General features: G+C 72.3%; 16 protein-coding genes. 9 read left to right on the top strand and 7 right to left on the bottom strand.

The window, feature by feature from the left end:
* Window positions 1–55 precede the first annotated feature (55 nt).
* Together AB0I79_RS04110 and AB0I79_RS04105 are read right to left on the bottom strand one after the other, a co-directional pair.
* Window positions 56–2,278 (bottom strand): M64 family metallopeptidase, encoded by a 2,223-nt coding sequence (locus AB0I79_RS04110; protein ID WP_357866565.1) that lies wholly within the window; start codon window positions 2,276–2,278, stop codon window positions 56–58.
* A gap of 47 nt (window positions 2,279–2,325) precedes the next feature.
* Window positions 2,326–3,276 (bottom strand): anti-sigma factor, encoded by a 951-nt coding sequence (locus tag AB0I79_RS04105; protein ID WP_357866563.1) that lies wholly within the window; start codon window positions 3,274–3,276, stop codon window positions 2,326–2,328.
* A 121-nt stretch (window positions 3,277–3,397) separates the two neighbouring features.
* On the opposite strand from AB0I79_RS04105, the gene AB0I79_RS04100 reads away from it, so the two are divergent.
* From AB0I79_RS04100 to AB0I79_RS04090, 3 genes are all read left to right on the top strand, one after another.
* Window positions 3,398–4,594, top strand: a complete 1,197-nt coding sequence (locus AB0I79_RS04100; protein WP_357866560.1) for an FAD-dependent oxidoreductase — start codon at window positions 3,398–3,400, stop codon at window positions 4,592–4,594.
* 91 nt (window positions 4,595–4,685) lie between these two features.
* Window positions 4,686–6,023, top strand: coding sequence for a class II 3-deoxy-7-phosphoheptulonate synthase (locus AB0I79_RS04095; RefSeq protein WP_357866558.1), 1,338 nt, complete (start codon window positions 4,686–4,688; stop codon window positions 6,021–6,023).
* 181 nt (window positions 6,024–6,204) lie between these two features.
* Window positions 6,205–6,978 carry an SAM-dependent methyltransferase gene (locus tag AB0I79_RS04090; RefSeq protein ID WP_357866556.1) on the top strand — a complete coding sequence of 258 codons (774 nt, stop codon included), beginning with the start codon at window positions 6,205–6,207 and terminating at the stop codon, window positions 6,976–6,978.
* 99 nt (window positions 6,979–7,077) lie between these two features.
* On the opposite strand, the gene AB0I79_RS04085 is transcribed toward AB0I79_RS04090, so the two are convergent.
* Window positions 7,078–7,452 carry a thioredoxin domain-containing protein gene (locus AB0I79_RS04085; protein WP_253746356.1) on the bottom strand — a complete coding sequence of 125 codons (375 nt, stop codon included), beginning with the start codon at window positions 7,450–7,452 and terminating at the stop codon, window positions 7,078–7,080.
* Between the two features lie 272 nt (window positions 7,453–7,724).
* Between AB0I79_RS04085 and AB0I79_RS04080 the strand changes: the two genes are divergently transcribed.
* On the top strand, window positions 7,725–9,020 hold the full coding sequence (locus AB0I79_RS04080) for a pentapeptide repeat-containing protein (protein ID WP_357866553.1): 1,296 nt from the start codon (window positions 7,725–7,727) through the stop codon (window positions 9,018–9,020).
* Window positions 9,021–9,167: 147 nt separating this feature from the next.
* Here AB0I79_RS04080 and AB0I79_RS04075 read toward each other — a convergent pair whose 3' ends face one another.
* Genes AB0I79_RS04075 through AB0I79_RS04065 form a run of 3 tightly spaced genes read right to left on the bottom strand, consistent with a single transcriptional unit; the run spans window position 9,168 to window position 10,286 of the window.
* The gene (locus tag AB0I79_RS04075; protein ID WP_357866551.1) at window positions 9,168–9,614 is read right to left on the bottom strand and encodes an SRPBCC domain-containing protein; all 447 of its coding nucleotides are present in this window, start codon (window positions 9,612–9,614) and stop codon (window positions 9,168–9,170) included.
* A complete protein-coding gene (locus AB0I79_RS04070) occupies window positions 9,592–9,936 on the bottom strand; it encodes a metalloregulator ArsR/SmtB family transcription factor (RefSeq protein ID WP_357866548.1) in 345 nt (114 codons plus the stop codon). The genes AB0I79_RS04075 and AB0I79_RS04070 overlap by 23 nt, the downstream gene beginning before the upstream one ends.
* The gene (locus AB0I79_RS04065; protein ID WP_357866545.1) at window positions 9,933–10,286 is read right to left on the bottom strand and encodes a VOC family protein; all 354 of its coding nucleotides are present in this window, start codon (window positions 10,284–10,286) and stop codon (window positions 9,933–9,935) included. Before AB0I79_RS04065 ends, AB0I79_RS04070 begins: the two co-directional genes overlap by 4 nt.
* Window positions 10,287–10,386: 100 nt before the next feature.
* Here AB0I79_RS04065 and AB0I79_RS04060 point away from each other — a divergent pair, with 100 nt between their 5' ends.
* The gene (locus tag AB0I79_RS04060) at window positions 10,387–11,061 is read left to right on the top strand and encodes a permease prefix domain 1-containing protein (RefSeq protein ID WP_357866542.1); all 675 of its coding nucleotides are present in this window, start codon (window positions 10,387–10,389) and stop codon (window positions 11,059–11,061) included.
* A gap of 24 nt (window positions 11,062–11,085) precedes the next feature.
* Here the strand turns inward: AB0I79_RS04060 and AB0I79_RS04055 are convergent, their stop codons facing one another.
* Window positions 11,086–11,421, bottom strand: coding sequence for a PadR family transcriptional regulator (locus tag AB0I79_RS04055; RefSeq protein WP_357866539.1), 336 nt, complete (start codon window positions 11,419–11,421; stop codon window positions 11,086–11,088).
* A gap of 86 nt (window positions 11,422–11,507) precedes the next feature.
* Between AB0I79_RS04055 and AB0I79_RS04050 the strand changes: the two genes are divergently transcribed.
* The 4 genes from AB0I79_RS04050 to AB0I79_RS04035 are packed head-to-tail and all read left to right on the top strand — an operon-like array spanning window position 11,508 to window position 17,393.
* Complete coding sequence (locus AB0I79_RS04050; protein WP_357866536.1) at window positions 11,508–12,680, top strand: cytochrome ubiquinol oxidase subunit I; 1,173 nt, start codon at window positions 11,508–11,510, stop codon at window positions 12,678–12,680.
* A 13-nt stretch (window positions 12,681–12,693) separates the two neighbouring features.
* Window positions 12,694–13,458 carry a cytochrome d ubiquinol oxidase subunit II gene (locus AB0I79_RS04045; protein WP_357866533.1) on the top strand — a complete coding sequence of 255 codons (765 nt, stop codon included), beginning with the start codon at window positions 12,694–12,696 and terminating at the stop codon, window positions 13,456–13,458.
* A gap of 6 nt (window positions 13,459–13,464) precedes the next feature.
* The gene (cydD, locus tag AB0I79_RS04040; RefSeq protein ID WP_357866530.1) at window positions 13,465–15,633 is read left to right on the top strand and encodes a thiol reductant ABC exporter subunit CydD; all 2,169 of its coding nucleotides are present in this window, start codon (window positions 13,465–13,467) and stop codon (window positions 15,631–15,633) included.
* A complete protein-coding gene (locus tag AB0I79_RS04035) occupies window positions 15,630–17,393 on the top strand; it encodes an ATP-binding cassette domain-containing protein (protein WP_357866527.1) in 1,764 nt (587 codons plus the stop codon). Before cydD ends, AB0I79_RS04035 begins: the two co-directional genes overlap by 4 nt.
* The last annotated feature ends 144 nt before the right edge of the window (window positions 17,394–17,537 follow it).

The raw sequence follows: 17,537 nt of genomic DNA, 5'->3' as shown, positions 1-17,537 counted from the left end.
CGGCCGGGTGTGCCGGACCGCCGGCGTCAGCGTCCGGTCTGCTGGACCGGCGGCGTCACTGGCCGGTGTGCTGGACCGCCTCGTACGCGCGGTCTGACGGCCGTCCGCCGGTCAGGCCGCCGCACCGGCTGCCGCCCTTGACCGTGTTCGGCACGCCGAGGTCGGCGGGCGTGTTCCCGTGGCAGGCGAGCGCGCCCCTGATCGTGCTGCCCGACAGGATCGGCGCCGTGTTGCCGCTGAGCAGCGCGACGCCGCGCAGGTCGGCGCCCACGATCGTCGCGTTGGCCGCGCCGCTGACGGCGAGCGCGCCGTCCACGCGGGCGCCGAGCAGGTGCACCTCGGCGGCCCTGGCGGCGCTGAGCGCGCCGTTGATCCGGCCGCCCGTGACGACCAGCGACGCGCCGGCCCTGACCGTGACGGCCCCCGTGACCTGGGCGCCGTCGAGGCAGGTGACGCCGCCGGTGACGGTGAGCGGGCCGCGGTGGGCGCCCGTGACGGTCCTGGTGCAGGCGGGCGGCGGGGCGATGGTGGTGACGGTGAAGCTCTTCGCCCTGCCGTAGTTGCCCGCGGCGTCGATCGAGCGGTACTCGACGACGTGCCTGCCGCGCGGCAGCTTGCCGTACACGAGGGAGTCGATCACCGTGCCCTGCTCGGAGAACGTCCAGGGCAGCTCCGACGAGGTGGGCCAGCCGAAGTAGTTGAACCAGCCGTCGCCGTCCACCCGCGACTCCGAGACCACGTACCCGTCGCGGTCGTCGGTGCCGGTGAGCCGCATGGTGAAGGGGCCGTTGTAGACGTAGGTGTCGCCGGACCGGGCCAGCGGCCGCGACAGCTCGTACGCCGTGCGCGGCCCGGTGGCGTCGATCGTCCAGGTGAGGGTCCTGCCGCCGAGGGTCGCGGTGAGCGTGCCCGGCTTCGCGTCCAGCTTCCCCAGGTCCAGGTCGGTCCCCTGGTAGGTGCGGCCGTTCAGGGTCCAGGTGACCTCGGGGACGGTGGCCGCGGGGTGGGTGGTCTCGACGTACACGACGTCCTCGCGGCCGAGCGGCCGGTCGGTGGGGGTGGAGGAGACGAACGCGGGCTCCAGGCCGTCCGGCGGGGTGGTGATCGCCGTGTCCACGGTCCAGGTGCGGGTCCTGGTCATGGCGGTCCTGATGGCCGGGTCCCGGACGAACTCGGTCGGGTCCGAGACGGTCGCGGTGACGGTGTGCGTGCCCGGGGCGAGGCCGAGGGTGCGCAGGTCGAGGGAGTCACGGTCGCCGGGCAGGTCCTTGCCGTCCACGGCCCAGGTGGTCACCAGGGAGTGGCTGACGGGGCGCATCGGCTCGACCCAGAGCACGCGGTCGGCGCCGACCGGCGCGCCGGCGGGCGTGGCGTCCTGGATCAGCATGGTCTTGGCGGTGATGCGCTGCGTCATGACCTCGCGGCTGACCTGGTCGAAGTAGTAGCCGAGGGTCTTCATCATGGAGTGGGCGCTGGGCCGCCACACGCCGGCCGTGTAGTACAGGCCGCCCTCGTAGCGGCCGATCGGTCCGCCGGACTCGCTGGGCTCGCCCAGCCAGCGCCACCACTTCCTGCGCTGGTCGAGCATCTCCTGCTCGGTCAGCAGCGTGTGGTGGGCGCTGGACGGCTCGGGGCCGGTGTACGCGCCGCCGGGCACGCCACGCTGGTAGTAGTCGTACTCGTCCTGGAGGCCGCCCAGGGAGTGGCCCAGCTCGTGCGGGCTGATCAGGGCGGACATGCTGTTGCTGCCGGAGGCGGTGGCGTACGAGCCGCCGGCGCCGCCGTACGTGCCGCTGTTGCCCAGGGCGAGGATCTGCCGGTTGCCGGAGGTGGTGCCGGTGACCAGGTCGGCGTAGCGGGTGGCGGCGGCGTTGTCCATGGTGATCAGGCGCTGGACGCTGGCGGGGTTGCAGCGGCCCCAGAAGCCCATGCTGAGCGGCGTCGTGCGGCGCGGCGCGTCGAGCCCGGGGTCGCAGCTGATGCCCGACTCCCCGGAGACGATGTCGACGCGGTAGACGTTGAGGTAGTTCCGGTAGGACTTGAACGGCTCGATCGACCACATCACGTTCAGGTGCCGGTCGGCGTCGGCACGGAATTTCGCCTGCTCGGCCTCGGTGTAGCCGTCACCGAGGATGATCAGGTTGAATCTCTTGGCCGGGGCGCCCGTCACCTGAACGGGCACGACCGTGGCCGAGCCGGGTTCGGCGGCGGAGGCGGGTGCCGCTGGGGACACGCATAACAGGGCGGCGGCCAGTGTCAGGGCGGCGAAGATACGCATGATCGAAACTATCGGGCCGCCGGGGCCGCTCGTCCATCCCCGTTCGATCACGCCTCGGGCAGCTCGGCCAGCATGATGGGCTGCGTGGTGGGCCGCTCGGAGCCGCCGGCGGGCTCGACCGTGAGCGCGACACGCCCGTCGCGGTCCAGCGGGGTCAGCATCATGAGGTGGCTCACGCCGTCCTGCCGCCGGTCGAGCAGGCCGGCCGGGCGCGGCCCGTCCGGGCCCATGAGCCACAGCTCGTACCCCTTGGTGTCGGGCAGGTCGGCCAGGCCCGACGAGGTGAACACCATGCGGCCCAGGTCGCGCGAGATCACGACGGTGGCGGTGCCGCCGGTGGTGACGGGCCGGCGCATGGTCCTGGCGTCGGGCGCGGCCAGCACCGCGACCATCTCCTCGTTCCTGGTGCTCAGCTCGCCCAGGTCGCGGCGGGCGTCGAAGGCGACCACGCCGGACACGACGGCCGCCGCGGCGCAGACCGCGGCCAGCACCGCCGCCACCCTGGAACGCCGGCGCCGCATCGGCACCACCTGCCCGCCGCCGGCCGTCGCGGGGATCGCCGTTTCCCTCCGGTAGGGCCGCTCCCCCGGCGGCAACCCGAGCGTGGGAGCGTCGGGGGACCCTGCAACAGGAGGCACAGCAGCGGGAGGCACAGCAGCGGGAGGCACAGGGGCGGGGGGCACAGGGGCGAGCGGCACAGCAGCGGGCGGGCGCGCCGGAGGGGGTCTCCAGACGGTCGGGCTGTCGTCGCGCACCTGCCCGCGCGGGTCCGCCAAGCCCCGTGACCGGGAGGCGGCGTCGAGCAGGCGCTGCCGCAGCCCGGCGGGCGGCCGCTCGGCCACCGTCTCCGCCAGCCTCGCGGCCGTCTCCCGCAGGTGCCGCACCTCGGCCGCGCACGTGCCGCACGCATGCAGGTGCTTGTCGAACAGCACCCACTCGGCGTACGGCAGTGCGTGCACGGCGTAGGCGCCAGAGAGGGTGTGGAGGTCGTCCTTCATGTCCACTCCCTGTGTGTGAGAGGCGGCTCACTGCATGTACTTCGGTGGCTCGGGCACGCCGGATGGCCGTGGGCCTTGCTCATTTCGGAAGAGATGACACAATCTCATTAGGTGATGAATTATGGGATGCGTGATAGCGGGCGGCGGGCCCGCCGGAGCGATGCTCGCCCTGCTGCTGGCCAGGTCGGGCGTCGAGGTGACGCTGCTGGAGAAGCACGGTGACTTCCTGCGGGACTTCCGGGGTGACACGATCCACCCCTCGACGCTGCAGGTGCTCGACGAGCTGGGGCTGGCGCGGGAGTTCCTGGAGCTGCCGCACCGCAAGGCGTACGACCTCACCATGGTCACCGACCGGGGCGACGTGCGGATCGCGACCCTGCGCCGGCTGTCCGGCCGCTACCGGTACATCGCGTTCGTACCGCAGTGGGACTTCCTCGATCTCATCACGTCGGCCGCGGGCCGGTACCCCGGGTTCCGGCTGCTGATGAACGCCGAGGCGTACGACCTGATCCGCGAGGGCGGGGCCGTGCGCGGCCTGCGCTACCGGGACGCCTCCGGCGAGCACGAGATCAGGGCCGGCCTGACGGTCGCCGCCGACGGGCGGCACTCGGTGCTGCGCGAGCGGGCCGGCCTCGTGCCGGAGGACGTGGGCGCGCCGATGGACGTGGTGTGGTTCAGGCTCCCCCGCGAGCCGGGCGACCGCGACGACACGTTCCTGCGGATCTCGCCGGGGCACATGATGGTCGCCATCAACCGGGAGACCTACTGGCAGCTCGCCTACCTGATCCTCAAGGGCGGCTACGACGAGATGGCCGGGCAGGGCATCGACGCGCTGCGCCGCCCGGTGGCCCGGCTGCTGCCGTGGCTGGCGGGCCGGCTCGGGCAGCTCGAATCGTACGACGACGTCAGCGTGCTCACGGTCGCGATCGACCGGCTGCGCCGCTGGCACCGGCCCGGCTTCCTGTGCATCGGGGACGCCGCGCACGCCATGTCACCGGTCTTCGGCGTGGGCATCAACCTGGCCGTGCAGGACGCCGTGGCCACCGCGAACCTGCTGGCAGGACCGCTCAGGTCGGGCGCGCCGATCCCCGAGGCGGCGCTGCGCCGGCTGCAGCGCAGGCGCATGCTGCCGACCGTGGTCACGCAGGCCGCCCAGCGGCTGGTGCAGAACCGGTTGATCAGCCCGGCGCTGACGCGGCGGCTCGACCCGTCGAGGTTGCCGCGCGACCTGACGAGGATCCCGGTGCTCAACCGGGTGGCGCCGCGTTTCATCGGCCACGGCGTACGCCCCGAGCACGTGACCGTAAAGGAACTTTGACTCCCCCTGGATTCGTCTGCGTATAACCGCATTCTCACAACGTGGACAAGGGGGTCGGTGGGGCCGAGCCAGTGGAATACCCTCGTATCTCGTGAGCAGCAATCTAGTGGATCTCGATTCCTGGCGAGCCCTCCCCGCGGCGCAGCAGCCCGACTGGCCGGACCGCGGCGAGCTCGACAAGGTTGTCGCCGAGCTCGGCGGCCTGCCCCCGCTGGTCTTCGCAGGCGAGTGCGACCAGCTCAAGGAGCAGATGGCCGCGGTCGCCCGCGGCGAGGCGTTCGTCCTGCAGGGCGGTGACTGCGCCGAGACCTTCGCCGGCGCGACGGCCGACAACGTGCGTCAAAAGTTGAAGACGTTGCTCCAGATGGCCATCGTGCTGACGTACGCGGGCCGGGTGCCGGTGGTGAAGATCGGCCGGGTGGCCGGGCAGTTCGCCAAGCCGCGCTCCAAGGGCACCGAGACGCGGGGCGGCGTCGAGCTGCCCGCCTATCGGGGTGACATGGTCAACGGCTTCGACTTCACCGAAGAGGCGCGCACGCCCGACCCGTGGCGGCTGCTCAAGGCGTACCACTCCTCCGCCGTGACGCTCAACCTGGCGCGTGCCTTCACCAAGGGCGGCTACGCCGACCTGCGGCAGGTGCACGCGTGGAACCAGGACTTCGTGGCCGAGTCGCCCGCCGGGCGCCGCTACGAGCAGCTGGCCAGGGAGATCGACCAGGCGTTGGCGTTCATGCGGGCGTGCGGGGCCGACCCCGAGGAGTTCCACACGGTCGAGTTCTACTCCTCGCACGAGGCGCTCATCCTCGACTACGACCGGGCGCTCACGCGCATCGACTCGCGTACGGGGCTGCCGTACGACGTGTCGGCGCACATGGTCTGGATCGGCGAGCGCACCCGCCAGCTCGACGGCGCGCACGTCGACTTCTTCTCGAAGATCCGCAACCCGATCGGCGTCAAGCTCGGCCCGACGACCTCGCCCGACGAGGCGCTGGCGCTGATCGACAAGCTCAACCCGGCCAACGAGGCGGGGCGGCTCACGTTCATCACCCGCATGGGCGCCTCCAAGATCCGCGAGCACCTGCCCGCGCTGGTCAAGGAGGTCACCGCGACCGGGGCCAAGGTGGCCTGGATCTGCGACCCGATGCACGGCAACACGTTCGAGGCCCCGAGCGGGCACAAGACGCGCCGGCTCGACGACGTGCTCGACGAGGTGGCCGGCTTCTTCGAGGTGCACCGGTCGCTGGGCACGCACCCGGGCGGCATCCACATCGAGTTCACCGGCGACGACGTGACGGAGTGCGTGGGCGGCGGGTTCGAGATCGGCGAGACCGACCTGGCCACGCGCTACGAGACGGCCTGCGACCCCCGTCTCAACCGCGGCCAGTCGCTCGACCTGGCCTTCCGGGTGGCGGAGCTCTACCGCGGCTGACCCGCGGGGCCGATGCTCGTCGCGTCCGACGCGGGCCGGGAAAACTCCGGCCCGCGTCGGCGTCATTACAGCCCGTTCGAGTGATTTACCTCTCATTTCGCAGGTGAACCGAATTCCCGGTATTCGCGCTAGTTGCACAGCTATGATCACCCCGAAAAGAGCCCATTTTTCGGGAGAAGATGTGGATAGTGCTCCGGAGGGGGTCGACCCCAACGTCCCCAACGTCGCGCGTATGTACGACTACTACCTCGACGGTAAGGACAACTTCGCCGCGGACCGGGCGGCGGCGGAGCAGATCCTCAAGAACTTCCCAGACACCAAGGTAGGCGCCCGCGCCAACCGCGCCTTCCTGCGCCGCGCCGTGGGGTACGTCGTGGACCAGGGCGTGCGCCAGATCGTCGACCTCGGCGCCGGCCTGCCGACCCAGGGCAACACGCACGAGATCGCCCCCGAGGCCCGCGTCGTCTACGTCGACTACGACTCCGTGGTGTGCGTGCACGGCAGGGCGCTGCTGGCCAGGAAGGACAACGTCGACTTCCTGCAGGCCGACGTGCGCGAGCCGGACGTGCTGCTCGACAAGCTGAGCGGCCTGGTGGACTTCGAGCGGCCGGTGGCGTTCCTGGCGCTGGCGATCCTGCACTTCATCCCCGACGAGATCGCCTACGACGTGGTGGCCAAGCTGCGCAAGGCGAGCGCGCCCGGCAGCCACCTGGTGATCAGCCACGCCGTGGACCCCACGCCGGACGTCACCCCGCAGGCCCTGGAGATCTACAAGAAGGCCACGGCCTCGCTGAACCTGCGCACCCGCGAGGAGATCCTGCGCTTCTTCGAGGGGTACGAGTTGGCCGAGCCGGGGCTGACGTTCCCGAACGGCTGGCGTCCCGACGACCCGTCCGCGCCGGGCAACGGCATCAACTTCGGCTACGTCGGCGTCGGCCGCAAGCCCGCCCGCTGAGGAACGCCGGGGAACCGCTGAGGGACGCCGGGGTACGCCGGGGTACGCCGGAGGAACGCGAAAGCCCCGCCGCGAGGGCGGGGCTTGCTCGCATGACGGTCAGTTCTGCTGCGCCTTCTTCAGCTCCTCGCTGAGCTCGGCCCTGATGGCGTCCATGTCGAGCGCCCTGACCTGACTGATCAGGTCCTCGAGCGCGGGCGCCGGGATGGCGCCGGCCTGGGCGAAGACCACGATGCCGTCGCGGATGGCCATCAACGTGGGGATCGAGGTGATGTCGAACCCCTGTGCCAGCCCCTGCTCGGCATCCGTGTCAATCTTGCCGAAGGTGATGTCGTCGTGCTTGTCCGACGCCTGCTCGAAGATCGGCCCGAACTTCTTGCACGGCGGGCACCACTCGGCCCAGAAGTCGAGCAGCACGATCCCCTTGTCGGCGATGTCGTTGAAGTTCTTCTCGGTTACTTCGATGGTCGCCACAAGTGGCTCCTCGCTCGTGTCAGTAGTAGTGCATCCGTCTCAACCACGTACCCACCACCAGCATTCCATGCTCCGGCGCACGGTGTGGCCAGGTACGGGAGACAAGCGGACGGCCCAATTCAGACCGCATATTTCCGCACAAACGTGGGGGGACAAAAAAATCAGCGAACCTTGACCCCGGCCGCGACGGGTATCACCCATGCATGGACTGGGTCACCTGCGCGTATTCGGCTGCTTGCACCGGAGTCGCTAGCCGGCCGTCCGGCCTGTGCATGGCTCACCTCGATCCCGAACAACTCGGCGCGGCCCTGAGCGCGCTCTCCCCCGGCCGCCTGGTCGATCTGCGGGGCACCACCGTCACCAGCGACCTGCTGTCCAGGGTTCTCGACGCGACCGGCCGCAGGCCCGGCCGCACCCGGCTCGACCGGGCCAGGTTCACCGGCGACGTCAGGCTGTCGGGGGTGACGTTCGCCGGGGACGTCTCGCTCGACGGCGCCCGCTTCGACCGGCTGGCCTCGTTCTTCGGCGCCCGCTTCGAGGGGAACGTGTCGCTGGCGGGCGTGCGGTTCGCCAGGGAGCTGTCCTTCCACGGGGTCACCGCGCGCGGGCACGTCTCGCTCGACCGGGCCGTGATGTCGCGGGACGCGCTGTTCAGCCAGGCCGTGTTCGGCCACGGGCTGTCGTGCGAGCGGGCCAGGTTCGACGGGTACGCCACCTTCGACGGCGCCCGGCTCGGCGACGGGGCCGCGTTCAGGGGGGCGCGCTTCGGCCGTACGCTGTCGTTCCGCAAGGTCAGCGGGCACGCCGGGTTCGAGACGGCGCACTTCGCCGCGGACGCCTACCTGTCGGCCACCGGCCGGCTCTCGATGGCCAGGGCGCGCGCCGACGGGCTGCTCGACGTGGCGGTCGCGCGATGCGGCGTGGACCTGCGGCACGTGCAGGTGACGGGCCCCACGACCGTGCGGCTGACGGACTCGCAGGCCGACCTGGAGGGCGCGGTGCTGCGCGGCCCCGCCACCGTCATGGGGCGGGGCATGTCCATGCTGACGTCGCTGCGGCAGGTCGAGGCGACCAGCCTGGAGTTGCTGGGGCTGGACCTGTCGGCGTGCAGGTTCGCGGGGCTGGCCCATCCTTCCGGAGTGCGGGTGAAGGAGTGCACGTTCGCGCTCACGCCCCGCGGGGTGCGGGTGAGCATGCGGTGGCCGATGTTGCGGTGGTTCTCGCGGCGGCGGGCGCTGGCCGACGAGCGCACCGTGCACAGCCGTTCCGGCACCGACGATCCGGGCGCCTCGCCCGACCGGCTGGCGGCGCTCTACGCCGGGCTGCGGCCCGCCGACAGCGCCACCTCGGCCGACTTCGCCTTCGCCGCCATGGAGATGCGCCGGCAGGCCGGTCACGGGTGGTGGCTGTCGGTGTCGTGGCTGCTGTGCGGGTACGGGATGCGCATGGGCCGGGCGGCGGTCTGGATCGCGCTGGTGATGGCGCTGATGGCGGCGGCCGTCGCGTGGAGCTCCGCCTCCCACGCCGGCCACCGCCCCGGGACCGTCGGCCCGGCCCTGCACCCCTGAGCCGGTCCTGCCCCGCACCTCTGAGCCGCCCGGCCGCGCCCCCCTGAGCGCCCCGATCGGCCCCGCACCGCTGACCTGGGCCCTGCACCGCTGACCTGACCGGCCCCGCACCGCCGGCCTGACCGGCGCTGGGCGCCGATCTGGCGGTCAGAGCTCGGCGGCGATCTTCTCGATGGTGCCGAACATGCGGGGCCAGCCCCCGCCCATGATCCGCCGCGAGAGCTGCTGCAGCTCGTCGCCCGGGTCGAAGCCCTCGTGGTCGAGGAAGAGCCGCGTGCCCTTCCCCTCGGGCTCCAGCCGCCAGGTGACCGTCCAGTCGGCCCGCTTGTTGTCGCTCCAGCTGATCTGCAGCAGCTTCTCCGGCTCGATCCGCAGCACCTCGCAGTGGACGACCCCGTCGAAGCCGACCTGCTTCTTGGGCTGGGTGGTGAAGGTGAACCGGTGCCCCACCTCCGGCTTGAAGTCGCCCGGCATGAGCCAGCGGGCGACGAGCTCGGGCTCGGTGAGCGCCCGCCACACCTTCGCGGGCGGATGCGCGATGAACTGGTCGAGCCTGATCGCGCGCAGGTCCTCAGCGGTCTTGTCGTGAGCCATCGTCGTCTTCTTCCATTTCGTCGAGAAGGGTGGTCAGGGCGGTGAGGCGCTCGCGCCAGAACCGCTCGTACGGGGTGAGCCAGTCGCGGATCTCCATGAGCGGCTCCGCCTCCAGCCGGTAGTGGCGCTCCCTGCCCTTGCGGGTCTCGGCCACGAGCCCCGCGTCCCTGAGCACCTTGAGGTGCTCCGAGACGCTGGGCCTGCTCATGTCGAACCGCTCGGCCAGCCGCCCGGCGGGCTGGGCGCCCTCGTCGAGAAGGAGACGCAGCAGCTCGCGCCGGGCCGGGCTGGCCAGCGCGGTGAAGACGTGATCGGCGGTCATGTCTGGCTGACCACGAATCCGTTGCCGAACGGGTCGTGGAACAGCAGCTGGCGGCCCCACGCCTCCTCGCTCGGGCCCTGGAAGGCGACCCCGTGCTCCTGGAGCCCGGCGGCCAGCGCGTCGAGGTCGGGCGCGCCCACGACGAGGCCGCCGATCGGCGCCATGCCGGGGAACCAGGAGGCCAGCAGCAGCGTGGTCCCGGCGCCCTTGGGCGCGACGGTGAGCCAGCGGCCCATCGGGAACGGATCGTCGGTGCGCACCTCGAAGCCGAGCACGCGCGTGTAGAAGTCGAGCGCGCGCTCCTGGTCGGCGACAGGCACGGTGACCGTGAGGAGGGAGGAGATTGGCATGTCAGTCACTATACGTAGGAATTTTCCTACATGACAACCCGGAGCAATCTCAGGGTGCTCCCCGATGGACCCCCTAGATCGCCCTCCGTAGACTTGAGCCATGCTCATCGACGACTACGTGGCCGAGCTCGACGGCGTCCTGAGCGGCCCGAACGGCCCCAAGCGCGACCTTGTCGTCGAGGCACGCGACAGCCTGGTCGACACCGCCGACGCGCTCGAGGCCGACGGGCTGGCGCGGGCGGAGGCCGAGCGGCAGGCGGTGGCGGAGTTCGGCGAGATCCACGAGGTCGCGCCCGGCTACCAGGCCGAGCTGACCGCCGTCGCGGGGCGGCGGCTGGGGGTGCTGCTCTTCATCAGCGTGCCGATCACCGTGGCCATGTGGTCGGCCCTGTGGCGGATCTACCCCGCCGGCGACGACGCCTGGCTCAACCAGCCGTGGTGGTACTCCCCCGCCTCCCGGCTGCTCGACCTCATCCAGCTCGGCACCGGCCTGTACGGCGGGCTCGTGCTGTTCGCGCTGAGCCGGGGAGCGCGCTGGATCCGCCGCCCGCGCCTGGCGACCAGGTCGCTGGGCGTGCTGGTCTTCGCCGCCCTGCCGATCACGGGCGGGCTGGGGATGCTCATGACCTTCGGCATGGAGTCGCCGAACACCCTGCACGGCCTGCCCGCCGTGCTGGCCAACCTGGTGACGTGGGCCATGTCGGGCCTCCAGATCTACGGCGCCACGCGTTGCGTGCGCATGACGCGGACCTCCGCCTCCGGCACCACCCGCTGAGCCCCCTCCCGGGGCCGGTGCGGCTCACCGCACGGCGCTCGCCTCCGACCGCAGGACGCTGCCGATCACGCTGGTGAACTCCTGCCAGGCCGACCGCTCCCCCTGGAGCTGCTTCCTGCCCGACTCGGTCAGCCGGTACGTGCGCCGCTTGCGCCCGCCCACCGTCGCCCACTCGCTCGACAGGTAGCCGATGCGCTCCAGCCTGCGCAGCGCCGGGTAGACGGTGCCCGTGGGCACGTTGAGCGCGCCACCGCTGCGCTCCTGCAGCGCCTCGATGATGGCGTAGCCGTGCAGCGGCTCGCGCTCCAGCACTGAGAGCAACAGCGCGTCCATGTGACCGCGCAGCGCATCCGGGTTCATGTCTCTGATCCTAAACATCGTTCCGCTAAGTAGCCAGTCTACATGTAGGCTGTCTATATGTAGGTAGGCACAACAACGGAGCGGTCATGGACGTACTGGATCTGGCGCGAACACAGTTCGCGGTGACGGGGAGCCTGCACTTCCTGTTCGTGGTGCTCACGCTGGGACTGGCACCACTGGTGGCGATCATGCACACCCGGTGGGCATTGTCGGGCAAGCCGCTGCACGAGGGCATGACGCGGTTCTGGGGGCAGATCTACGTCATCAACTACGCGCTCGGCATCGTGACCGGGCTGGTGATGGAGTTCCAGTTCGGCCTGGCGTGGAGCGGGCTGTCGCACTACGCGGGCGACGTGTTCGGCGCGCCGCTGGCCATGGAGACGCTGGTGGCCTTCTTCCTGGAGTCCACGTTCCTCGGCCTGTGGATCTTCGGCTGGAACCGGCTGCCCAGGTGGGCGCACCTGGCATGCATCTGGCTCGTGACGCTGACGGCGTACGCGAGCGCGTTCTTCATCATGGTGGCCAACTCCTTCCTGCAGAACCCGGCCGGCGCCGTCGTCAGCGGCGACCGGATGGAGCTGACCGACTTCGGCGCGCTGCTCACCAACCAGTCCCTCGTCTTCTCCTTCCCGCACGTGATCGGGGCCGGGCTGTTCACCGGGGGTATGGTGCTGGTGGGCGCGAGCGCGTACCGGCTGCGGCGCAGGGCCCAGGAGGTCGAGTTCTTCAGCCGGTCGCTGCGGATGGGCGTGGTCACGGCGGTCATCGGGATCCTGCTGACCTTGGGCTTCGGATACGCCCAGTTCGCCGGCGTCCCCGACGGCAAGTTCGGCGACCACAACACCGCAGCGGCCGTCCCGCTCGGGCTCATGATTGAGTTCGGGCAGCTCCTGGGGCTCTTCGTGCTGTTCGTGATGCTGCCGATGATCGGGATCCTGCCGCGGGCGCGGTGGACGCATCCGATCCTGATCGCGATGACGCCGCTGCCGTTCGTCCTGTCCATCCTCGGCTGGATGGCCAGGGAGATCGGCCGCCAGCCCTGGATGATCTGGGAGCGGCTCACCGTGGCCGACGCCATGTCGCCCGGCCTGACCTCGGGGATGGTGACGACCTCGCTCATCGGGTTCACCGCCGTGCTCGGGCTGCTGGCGGTCGTCGACTACGTCCTCATCGCCCGGGTGATCAGGCGCGGCCCGCACGCCCTCGACCTCGGCGCCACCACCCGCGAAGAGCCGCGCACCCCCGCGCTGAGCCACTGAGGAGCGTCTGGACATGGAAGTGATCTGGTTCGCCGTCTTCACGGTGCTGCTGGCCGGATATTTCGCGCTCGAAGGCTTCGACCTGGGGGTCGGCCTGCTGCTGCCGGTGCTCGGCAGGACGCGCGACAACCGGGACCGGATGGTGGCCGCCATGGCCCCGTACGTGCTGGCCAACGAGGTGTGGCTGGTGGCCGTCGCCGGGACCATGTTCGGCGTCTACCCGCTGCTCGAAGGTGAAGTGCTGTTCGGGCTGTACCCGCTGGTCGTGGCCATGCTGCTGTGCTGGGTGCTGCGCGACGCCGGGCTGTGGTTCCGCCGCAGGCTGGACGGCTCCGCGTGGCGGGGCTTCTGGGACGCCGCCATCGCGTTCGGCTCCCTGGGGCTGTCGGTCGGCTGGGGCATGGCCCTGTACGCCGCAGCCACCGGCTTCGAGTCCTCGCCCGTGCACCCGCTCGGGCTCATGCTGGGCGTGGTGGTGACGCTGCTGTTCGCCTTCCACGGGTGGACGTTCCTCGGCTGGCGGACGCCTGGCGTGTTCGGGGCCATCAGGTCGGGGCGGGTGCTGCTGGTGTCGGGGCTCGTCGCCGCGCTGCCCGCGCTGGGGGTGCTGGGGGGCGCGATGCCGTACCTGCTGGACCACAGCGCGCCCGCGGCCACGCTGAATGTGCTCAGTGTCATGGTCCTGCCCGTCGCACCCATCATGCTCGGGGCGCAAGTATGGGTGTGGCGCACTTTCCGGCCAGGCAAGGACGCCTTCCGGCTCCCGTCGTTCTTCTGAGGGAACGTGCACAAGGATCTTCTCGCTCTCATGCGGGCCGAGCGCTCGGTCCGCCGCCACCTGGGCGTCACCATGGCCGCCGCCGTGCTGGCGGGGCTGCTCGTGCTGGTGCAGGCCGAGCTGCTGGCCGGGGTGCTGTCAGGGCGGTTCGCCACGGGTGTGCTGGCGGCGCTGGCGGTGGTGGTGGGCGTGCGGGCGCTGCTGGCCTGGACGCAGGGCGTCTTCGCCGGGCGCACCGCCACCGGCGTGAAGTCCGCGCTGCGGCACCGGCTCCTGGAGCGGCTGCGCGAGCTCGGCCCCGCCCGGCTCACCGCGCACCGCTCCGGCGAGCTCGTCACGCTGGCGGGGCGCGGCCTCGACGGGCTCGACAACTACCTGACCGGCTACCTGCCCTCGATCGCGGTGGCCGCCGTGGTGCCCGTGGCCGTCCTCGTCCGGCTGTTCGCCGCCGACCTGGCCAGCGCGGTGATCGTCCTGGTCACGCTGCCGCTCATCCCCGTCTTCGGGGCGCTGGTCGGGATGACCACCAAGGCGGTCACCGAGCGGCAGTTCGTGGCGCTGTCGCGGCTCGGCGGGCACTTCCTCGACGTGGTGCGCGGACTGCCCACCCTGCGTGCCTTCGGCCGGGCCCGCTACCAGGCCACCGTCATCCAGCAGATCGCCGACGCGCACCGCAGCGCCACCATGCGGACGTTGCGGGTGGCGTTCCTGTCGTCGCTGGTGCTGGAGCTGTGCGCGTCGCTGTCGCTGGCGCTGGTCGCGGTGCCGGTCGGGCTGCGGCTGCTCGGAGGGTCGCTGGATCTGACGACGGCGCTGCTGGTGCTGCTGCTGGCGCCGGAGGCGTACCTGCCGCTGCGGGCCATGGGGACGCGCTTCCACGCCTCCATGGAGGGGGTGGCCGCCGCCGACGCGGCCTTCGCCGTACTGGATCGGTCGGGGGACGACGCCCGGCCGGAGACGTCCGGCGAGCGCCGGGAGACCGGGCGCGAGGCGCCGGAGCGGGCCGGTGAGCGTCACGAGGCGCCTGGGGAGGCCGGTCCGCGACGGGAGGCGCCGGAAGCGGCCGGCGAGCGGCGCGGGGCGGGGCGCGGGGCGCCGGAGATCCGGCTGGAGAACGTCACCGTGCGCTATCCCGGCCGTGACGGCGCCGCGCTGGAGAACGTCTCGCTCACCATCGGCCCGCGCGAACGGGTCGCCCTGGTCGGCGAGAGCGGCGGCGGCAAGAGCACGCTGCTCCACCTCATCCTCGGCTTCGTCCAGCCGTCCGAGGGCCGGGTCCTCGTCGACGGCACGGACCTGCGCGACCTCGACCTGGCGGGCTGGCGGGCGCGGCTGGCGTACGTGGCGCAGCGGCCGCACCTGTTCGCCACGTCGGTGGCCGGCAACATCCGCCTCGGAGCGCCCTCGGCCTCGCCGGACGACGTGCGCAGGGCCGCGGCGGCGGCGCACGCGGACTTCGTGGCGTCCCTGCCGCAGGGGTTCGACACGGTGGTGGGCGAGCGCGGCGCCAACCTCTCGGCGGGGCAGCGCCAGCGGATCGCCCTGGCCCGGGCCTTCTGCCGCCCGGACGCGTCGGTGCTGCTCCTGGACGAGCCCACGGCCCGCCTGGACGGGCGCAGCGAGGCGGCGGTGGTCTCGGGCACCGCGGACCTGTCACGCGACCGCACGGCCGTCATCGTCGCCCACCGCCCGGCCATGATCGAACTCGCCGACCGCGTCATCCGCGTCCACGACGGCCGCATCATCTCCGACACCACGCGCCGCCCCTCCCCCACGGCGCCTTCCGGCCCCACGCTGCCGCCCTCCGCCGACGCGACGGACGCGGGCACGCCCGGCCCGGCCGCAGCTTTCAACGGGAGCGACCACACCGGCACCAGCGCGCCGCCTGACGAGAGCGGCCACACTGGCCCCGACAGCACCGCACCCGGTGGAAACGACCACACCGGATGCGACAGCACCACAACCAGCCGAAACGACCACACCAGACGCGACAGCACCACAACCGGCCGAAACGACCACACCGGACGCCGCAGCACCACACCTGGAGAGAACGACCACACCGGCGGCGACAGCACCGGACTCGATCAGAGCGGCCACGCCGACGACGACGGCGGTGCGGCGCGCGGCCGGGTGGACGCTGCCGCGGAGGTGCGGCGTGAGGGGAGTGCGCGATGAACCGGCGGATGGGGACGCGGCTGGTGTGGGCCGTGCTGGCGGGGTCGGCGGCCGACCTGGCCGGGCTGGGGCTCATCGCCGCCGCCGCGTGGCTGATCACCAGGGCCGCCGAGCAGCCGCCCCTGGCCGCGCTGAGCGTGGCGATCGTGGCCACCAGGGCGTTCGCCACCGGTAAGGGCGTCTTCCGCTACGCCGAGCGCCTCACCGGCCACGACGTGGCCCTGCGTGCCCAGGCCGGCACCCGGGAGCGGCTCTACGAGGCCCTCGTCCCGCCCCAGCGCCCCCGCCACGGCGGCGCCGACCTGCTGAGCCGGATGGTGGACGACACCGAGGCCGTGCAGGACCTGCTCGTCCGCTGCCTCCTGCCCGCCGCCGCGGCGGCGATGGCGGGGCTGGCGGCGGTCGTCGTCGGGCTGACGATCCTGCCGGTGGCGGCGCTGGTGCTGGTGGCCGGGCTGGTGGTGGCCGGGGTGGCGCTGCCCGCGGGCACCGCCGCGGCGGCGCGCCGCTGGTCGGCCAGGATCGCCCCCGCGCGGGCGGCGCTGGCGAGCCGGGTGGCCGATCTGGTGCACGGCTCCGCGGACCTGGCCGCGTACGGCGCCGATGACGAGGCGCTGGCCAAGGCGCTGGCGGCCGACGAGGCACTGGCCGCGCTGGAACGCCGCCAGGCCCGCGTGCACGCCGCCGCCCTGGCAGGGGGCACGCTGGTGCAGGGGCTGACGGTGGCGGGCGTCGTCCTGCTCGCTCAGGGTGCCGGAGCGGGCTCGGTGGGCACGGCGGTGCTGGCGCTGACGTCCCTGGTCGCCTTCGAGCCGGTGCTGCCGCTGGCCGCGGCGGGTGAGCGGATGGCGGGCATCACCGCCGCCCTGCGGCGGCTGCGTGAGGTACGCTCGGCGGCCCCGGCGACCGCGGAGCCCGCCGCGCCCGCGCCCCGGCCCGAGGCGCCGCTGACCATCGAGATCGACGACCTCGTGGTCCGCCACGCGGCGCCGGACCTGACCGAGGTCCCGCCACACCCGGAGCCCAGCGGCCGACCGGCCCCGGCCCGGCCCGGGCGACCCGCGCCGGACGGGGCCGGGCGGCCGGCGCTGGACGGGGTGTCGTTGCGGCTGACGCCCGGCAAGCGGGTCGCGATCGTCGGCCCCAGCGGGGCGGGCAAGAGCACGTTGCTGGCCGCGCTGATGCGCCTGGTCGAGCCCGAGTCCGGCAGCATCACCGTCAACGGCGTCGGCCTCGGTGACCTGGCGGGCGACGACGTGCGGGCCCTGATGACGGGCCTGACCCAGGACCCGTACATCTTCCGCGCCACCCTCCGCGACAACCTGCGCCTGGCAGGCCCCGAGGCGGACGACGAGGCGCTGCGGCGCGCCGTACGGGACGCCCGGCTCGACGGGTGGGTGGAGCGCACCGGCTGGGACGCCGAGCTGGGCGAGGACGGCAGGACCGTGTCCGGCGGCCAGTTGCAGCGGCTGGCCCTGGCCAGGGCGCTGCTGTACGACCCGCCGGTGCTGCTGCTGGACGAGCCGGCCGAGGCGCTGGACGAGGAGACGGCCGACCGGCTGATGGCCGACCTGCTGGACGTGACCCGCGACCGCACGACACTGCTGGTGACGCACCGGCTCAAGGGGCTGGAGTCGGTCGACGAGATCGTCGTGCTGGAGGAGGGCCGGGTCGTGCAGCGGGGACGTCACGACGAGCTGGTCTCCGTGCCCGGCTACTACCGCGACCTGTGGGAGTCCGAGGTCCTGACGAGGCGATGACCGGCCCGCGTGAGCCCATGCCCGGCCCACGCGAGCCCATGCCCGGCCCACGCCAGGCTGTGATGGGCCCGCCCGAGGCCATGACCGGCCGGCGCCCGGCTGCGGGCCGGTCGTCATCTCGCGCCGGCCGGTAAGCCTCCGCAA

Origin of the sequence: Nonomuraea sp. NPDC050202, assembly GCF_040656115.1 — a bacterium.
Taxonomy (GTDB): Bacteria; Actinomycetota; Actinomycetes; order Streptosporangiales; family Streptosporangiaceae; genus Nonomuraea.
Note: the sequence above shows the minus strand (reverse complement) of the source record. Positions and strands in the feature narration are given on the sequence as shown.

Coding starts and splice junctions, on each gene's coding strand:
- AB0I79_RS04110 (WP_357866565.1), bottom strand. CDS start 2,278: ATGCGTATCTTCGCCGCCCTGACACTGGCCGCCGCCCTGTTATGCGTG.
- AB0I79_RS04105 (WP_357866563.1), bottom strand. CDS start 3,276: ATGAAGGACGACCTCCACACCCTCTCTGGCGCCTACGCCGTGCACGCA.
- AB0I79_RS04100 (WP_357866560.1), top strand. CDS start 3,398: ATGGGATGCGTGATAGCGGGCGGCGGGCCCGCCGGAGCGATGCTCGCC.
- AB0I79_RS04080 (WP_357866553.1), top strand. CDS start 7,725: ATGGCTCACCTCGATCCCGAACAACTCGGCGCGGCCCTGAGCGCGCTC.
- AB0I79_RS04075 (WP_357866551.1), bottom strand. CDS start 9,614: ATGGCTCACGACAAGACCGCTGAGGACCTGCGCGCGATCAGGCTCGAC.
- AB0I79_RS04070 (WP_357866548.1), bottom strand. CDS start 9,936: ATGACCGCCGATCACGTCTTCACCGCGCTGGCCAGCCCGGCCCGGCGC.
- AB0I79_RS04065 (WP_357866545.1), bottom strand. CDS start 10,286: ATGCCAATCTCCTCCCTCCTCACGGTCACCGTGCCTGTCGCCGACCAG.
- AB0I79_RS04060 (WP_357866542.1), top strand. CDS start 10,387: ATGCTCATCGACGACTACGTGGCCGAGCTCGACGGCGTCCTGAGCGGC.
- AB0I79_RS04055 (WP_357866539.1), bottom strand. CDS start 11,421: ATGAACCCGGATGCGCTGCGCGGTCACATGGACGCGCTGTTGCTCTCA.
- AB0I79_RS04050 (WP_357866536.1), top strand. CDS start 11,508: ATGGACGTACTGGATCTGGCGCGAACACAGTTCGCGGTGACGGGGAGC.
- AB0I79_RS04045 (WP_357866533.1), top strand. CDS start 12,694: ATGGAAGTGATCTGGTTCGCCGTCTTCACGGTGCTGCTGGCCGGATAT.
- AB0I79_RS04035 (WP_357866527.1), top strand. CDS start 15,630: ATGAACCGGCGGATGGGGACGCGGCTGGTGTGGGCCGTGCTGGCGGGG.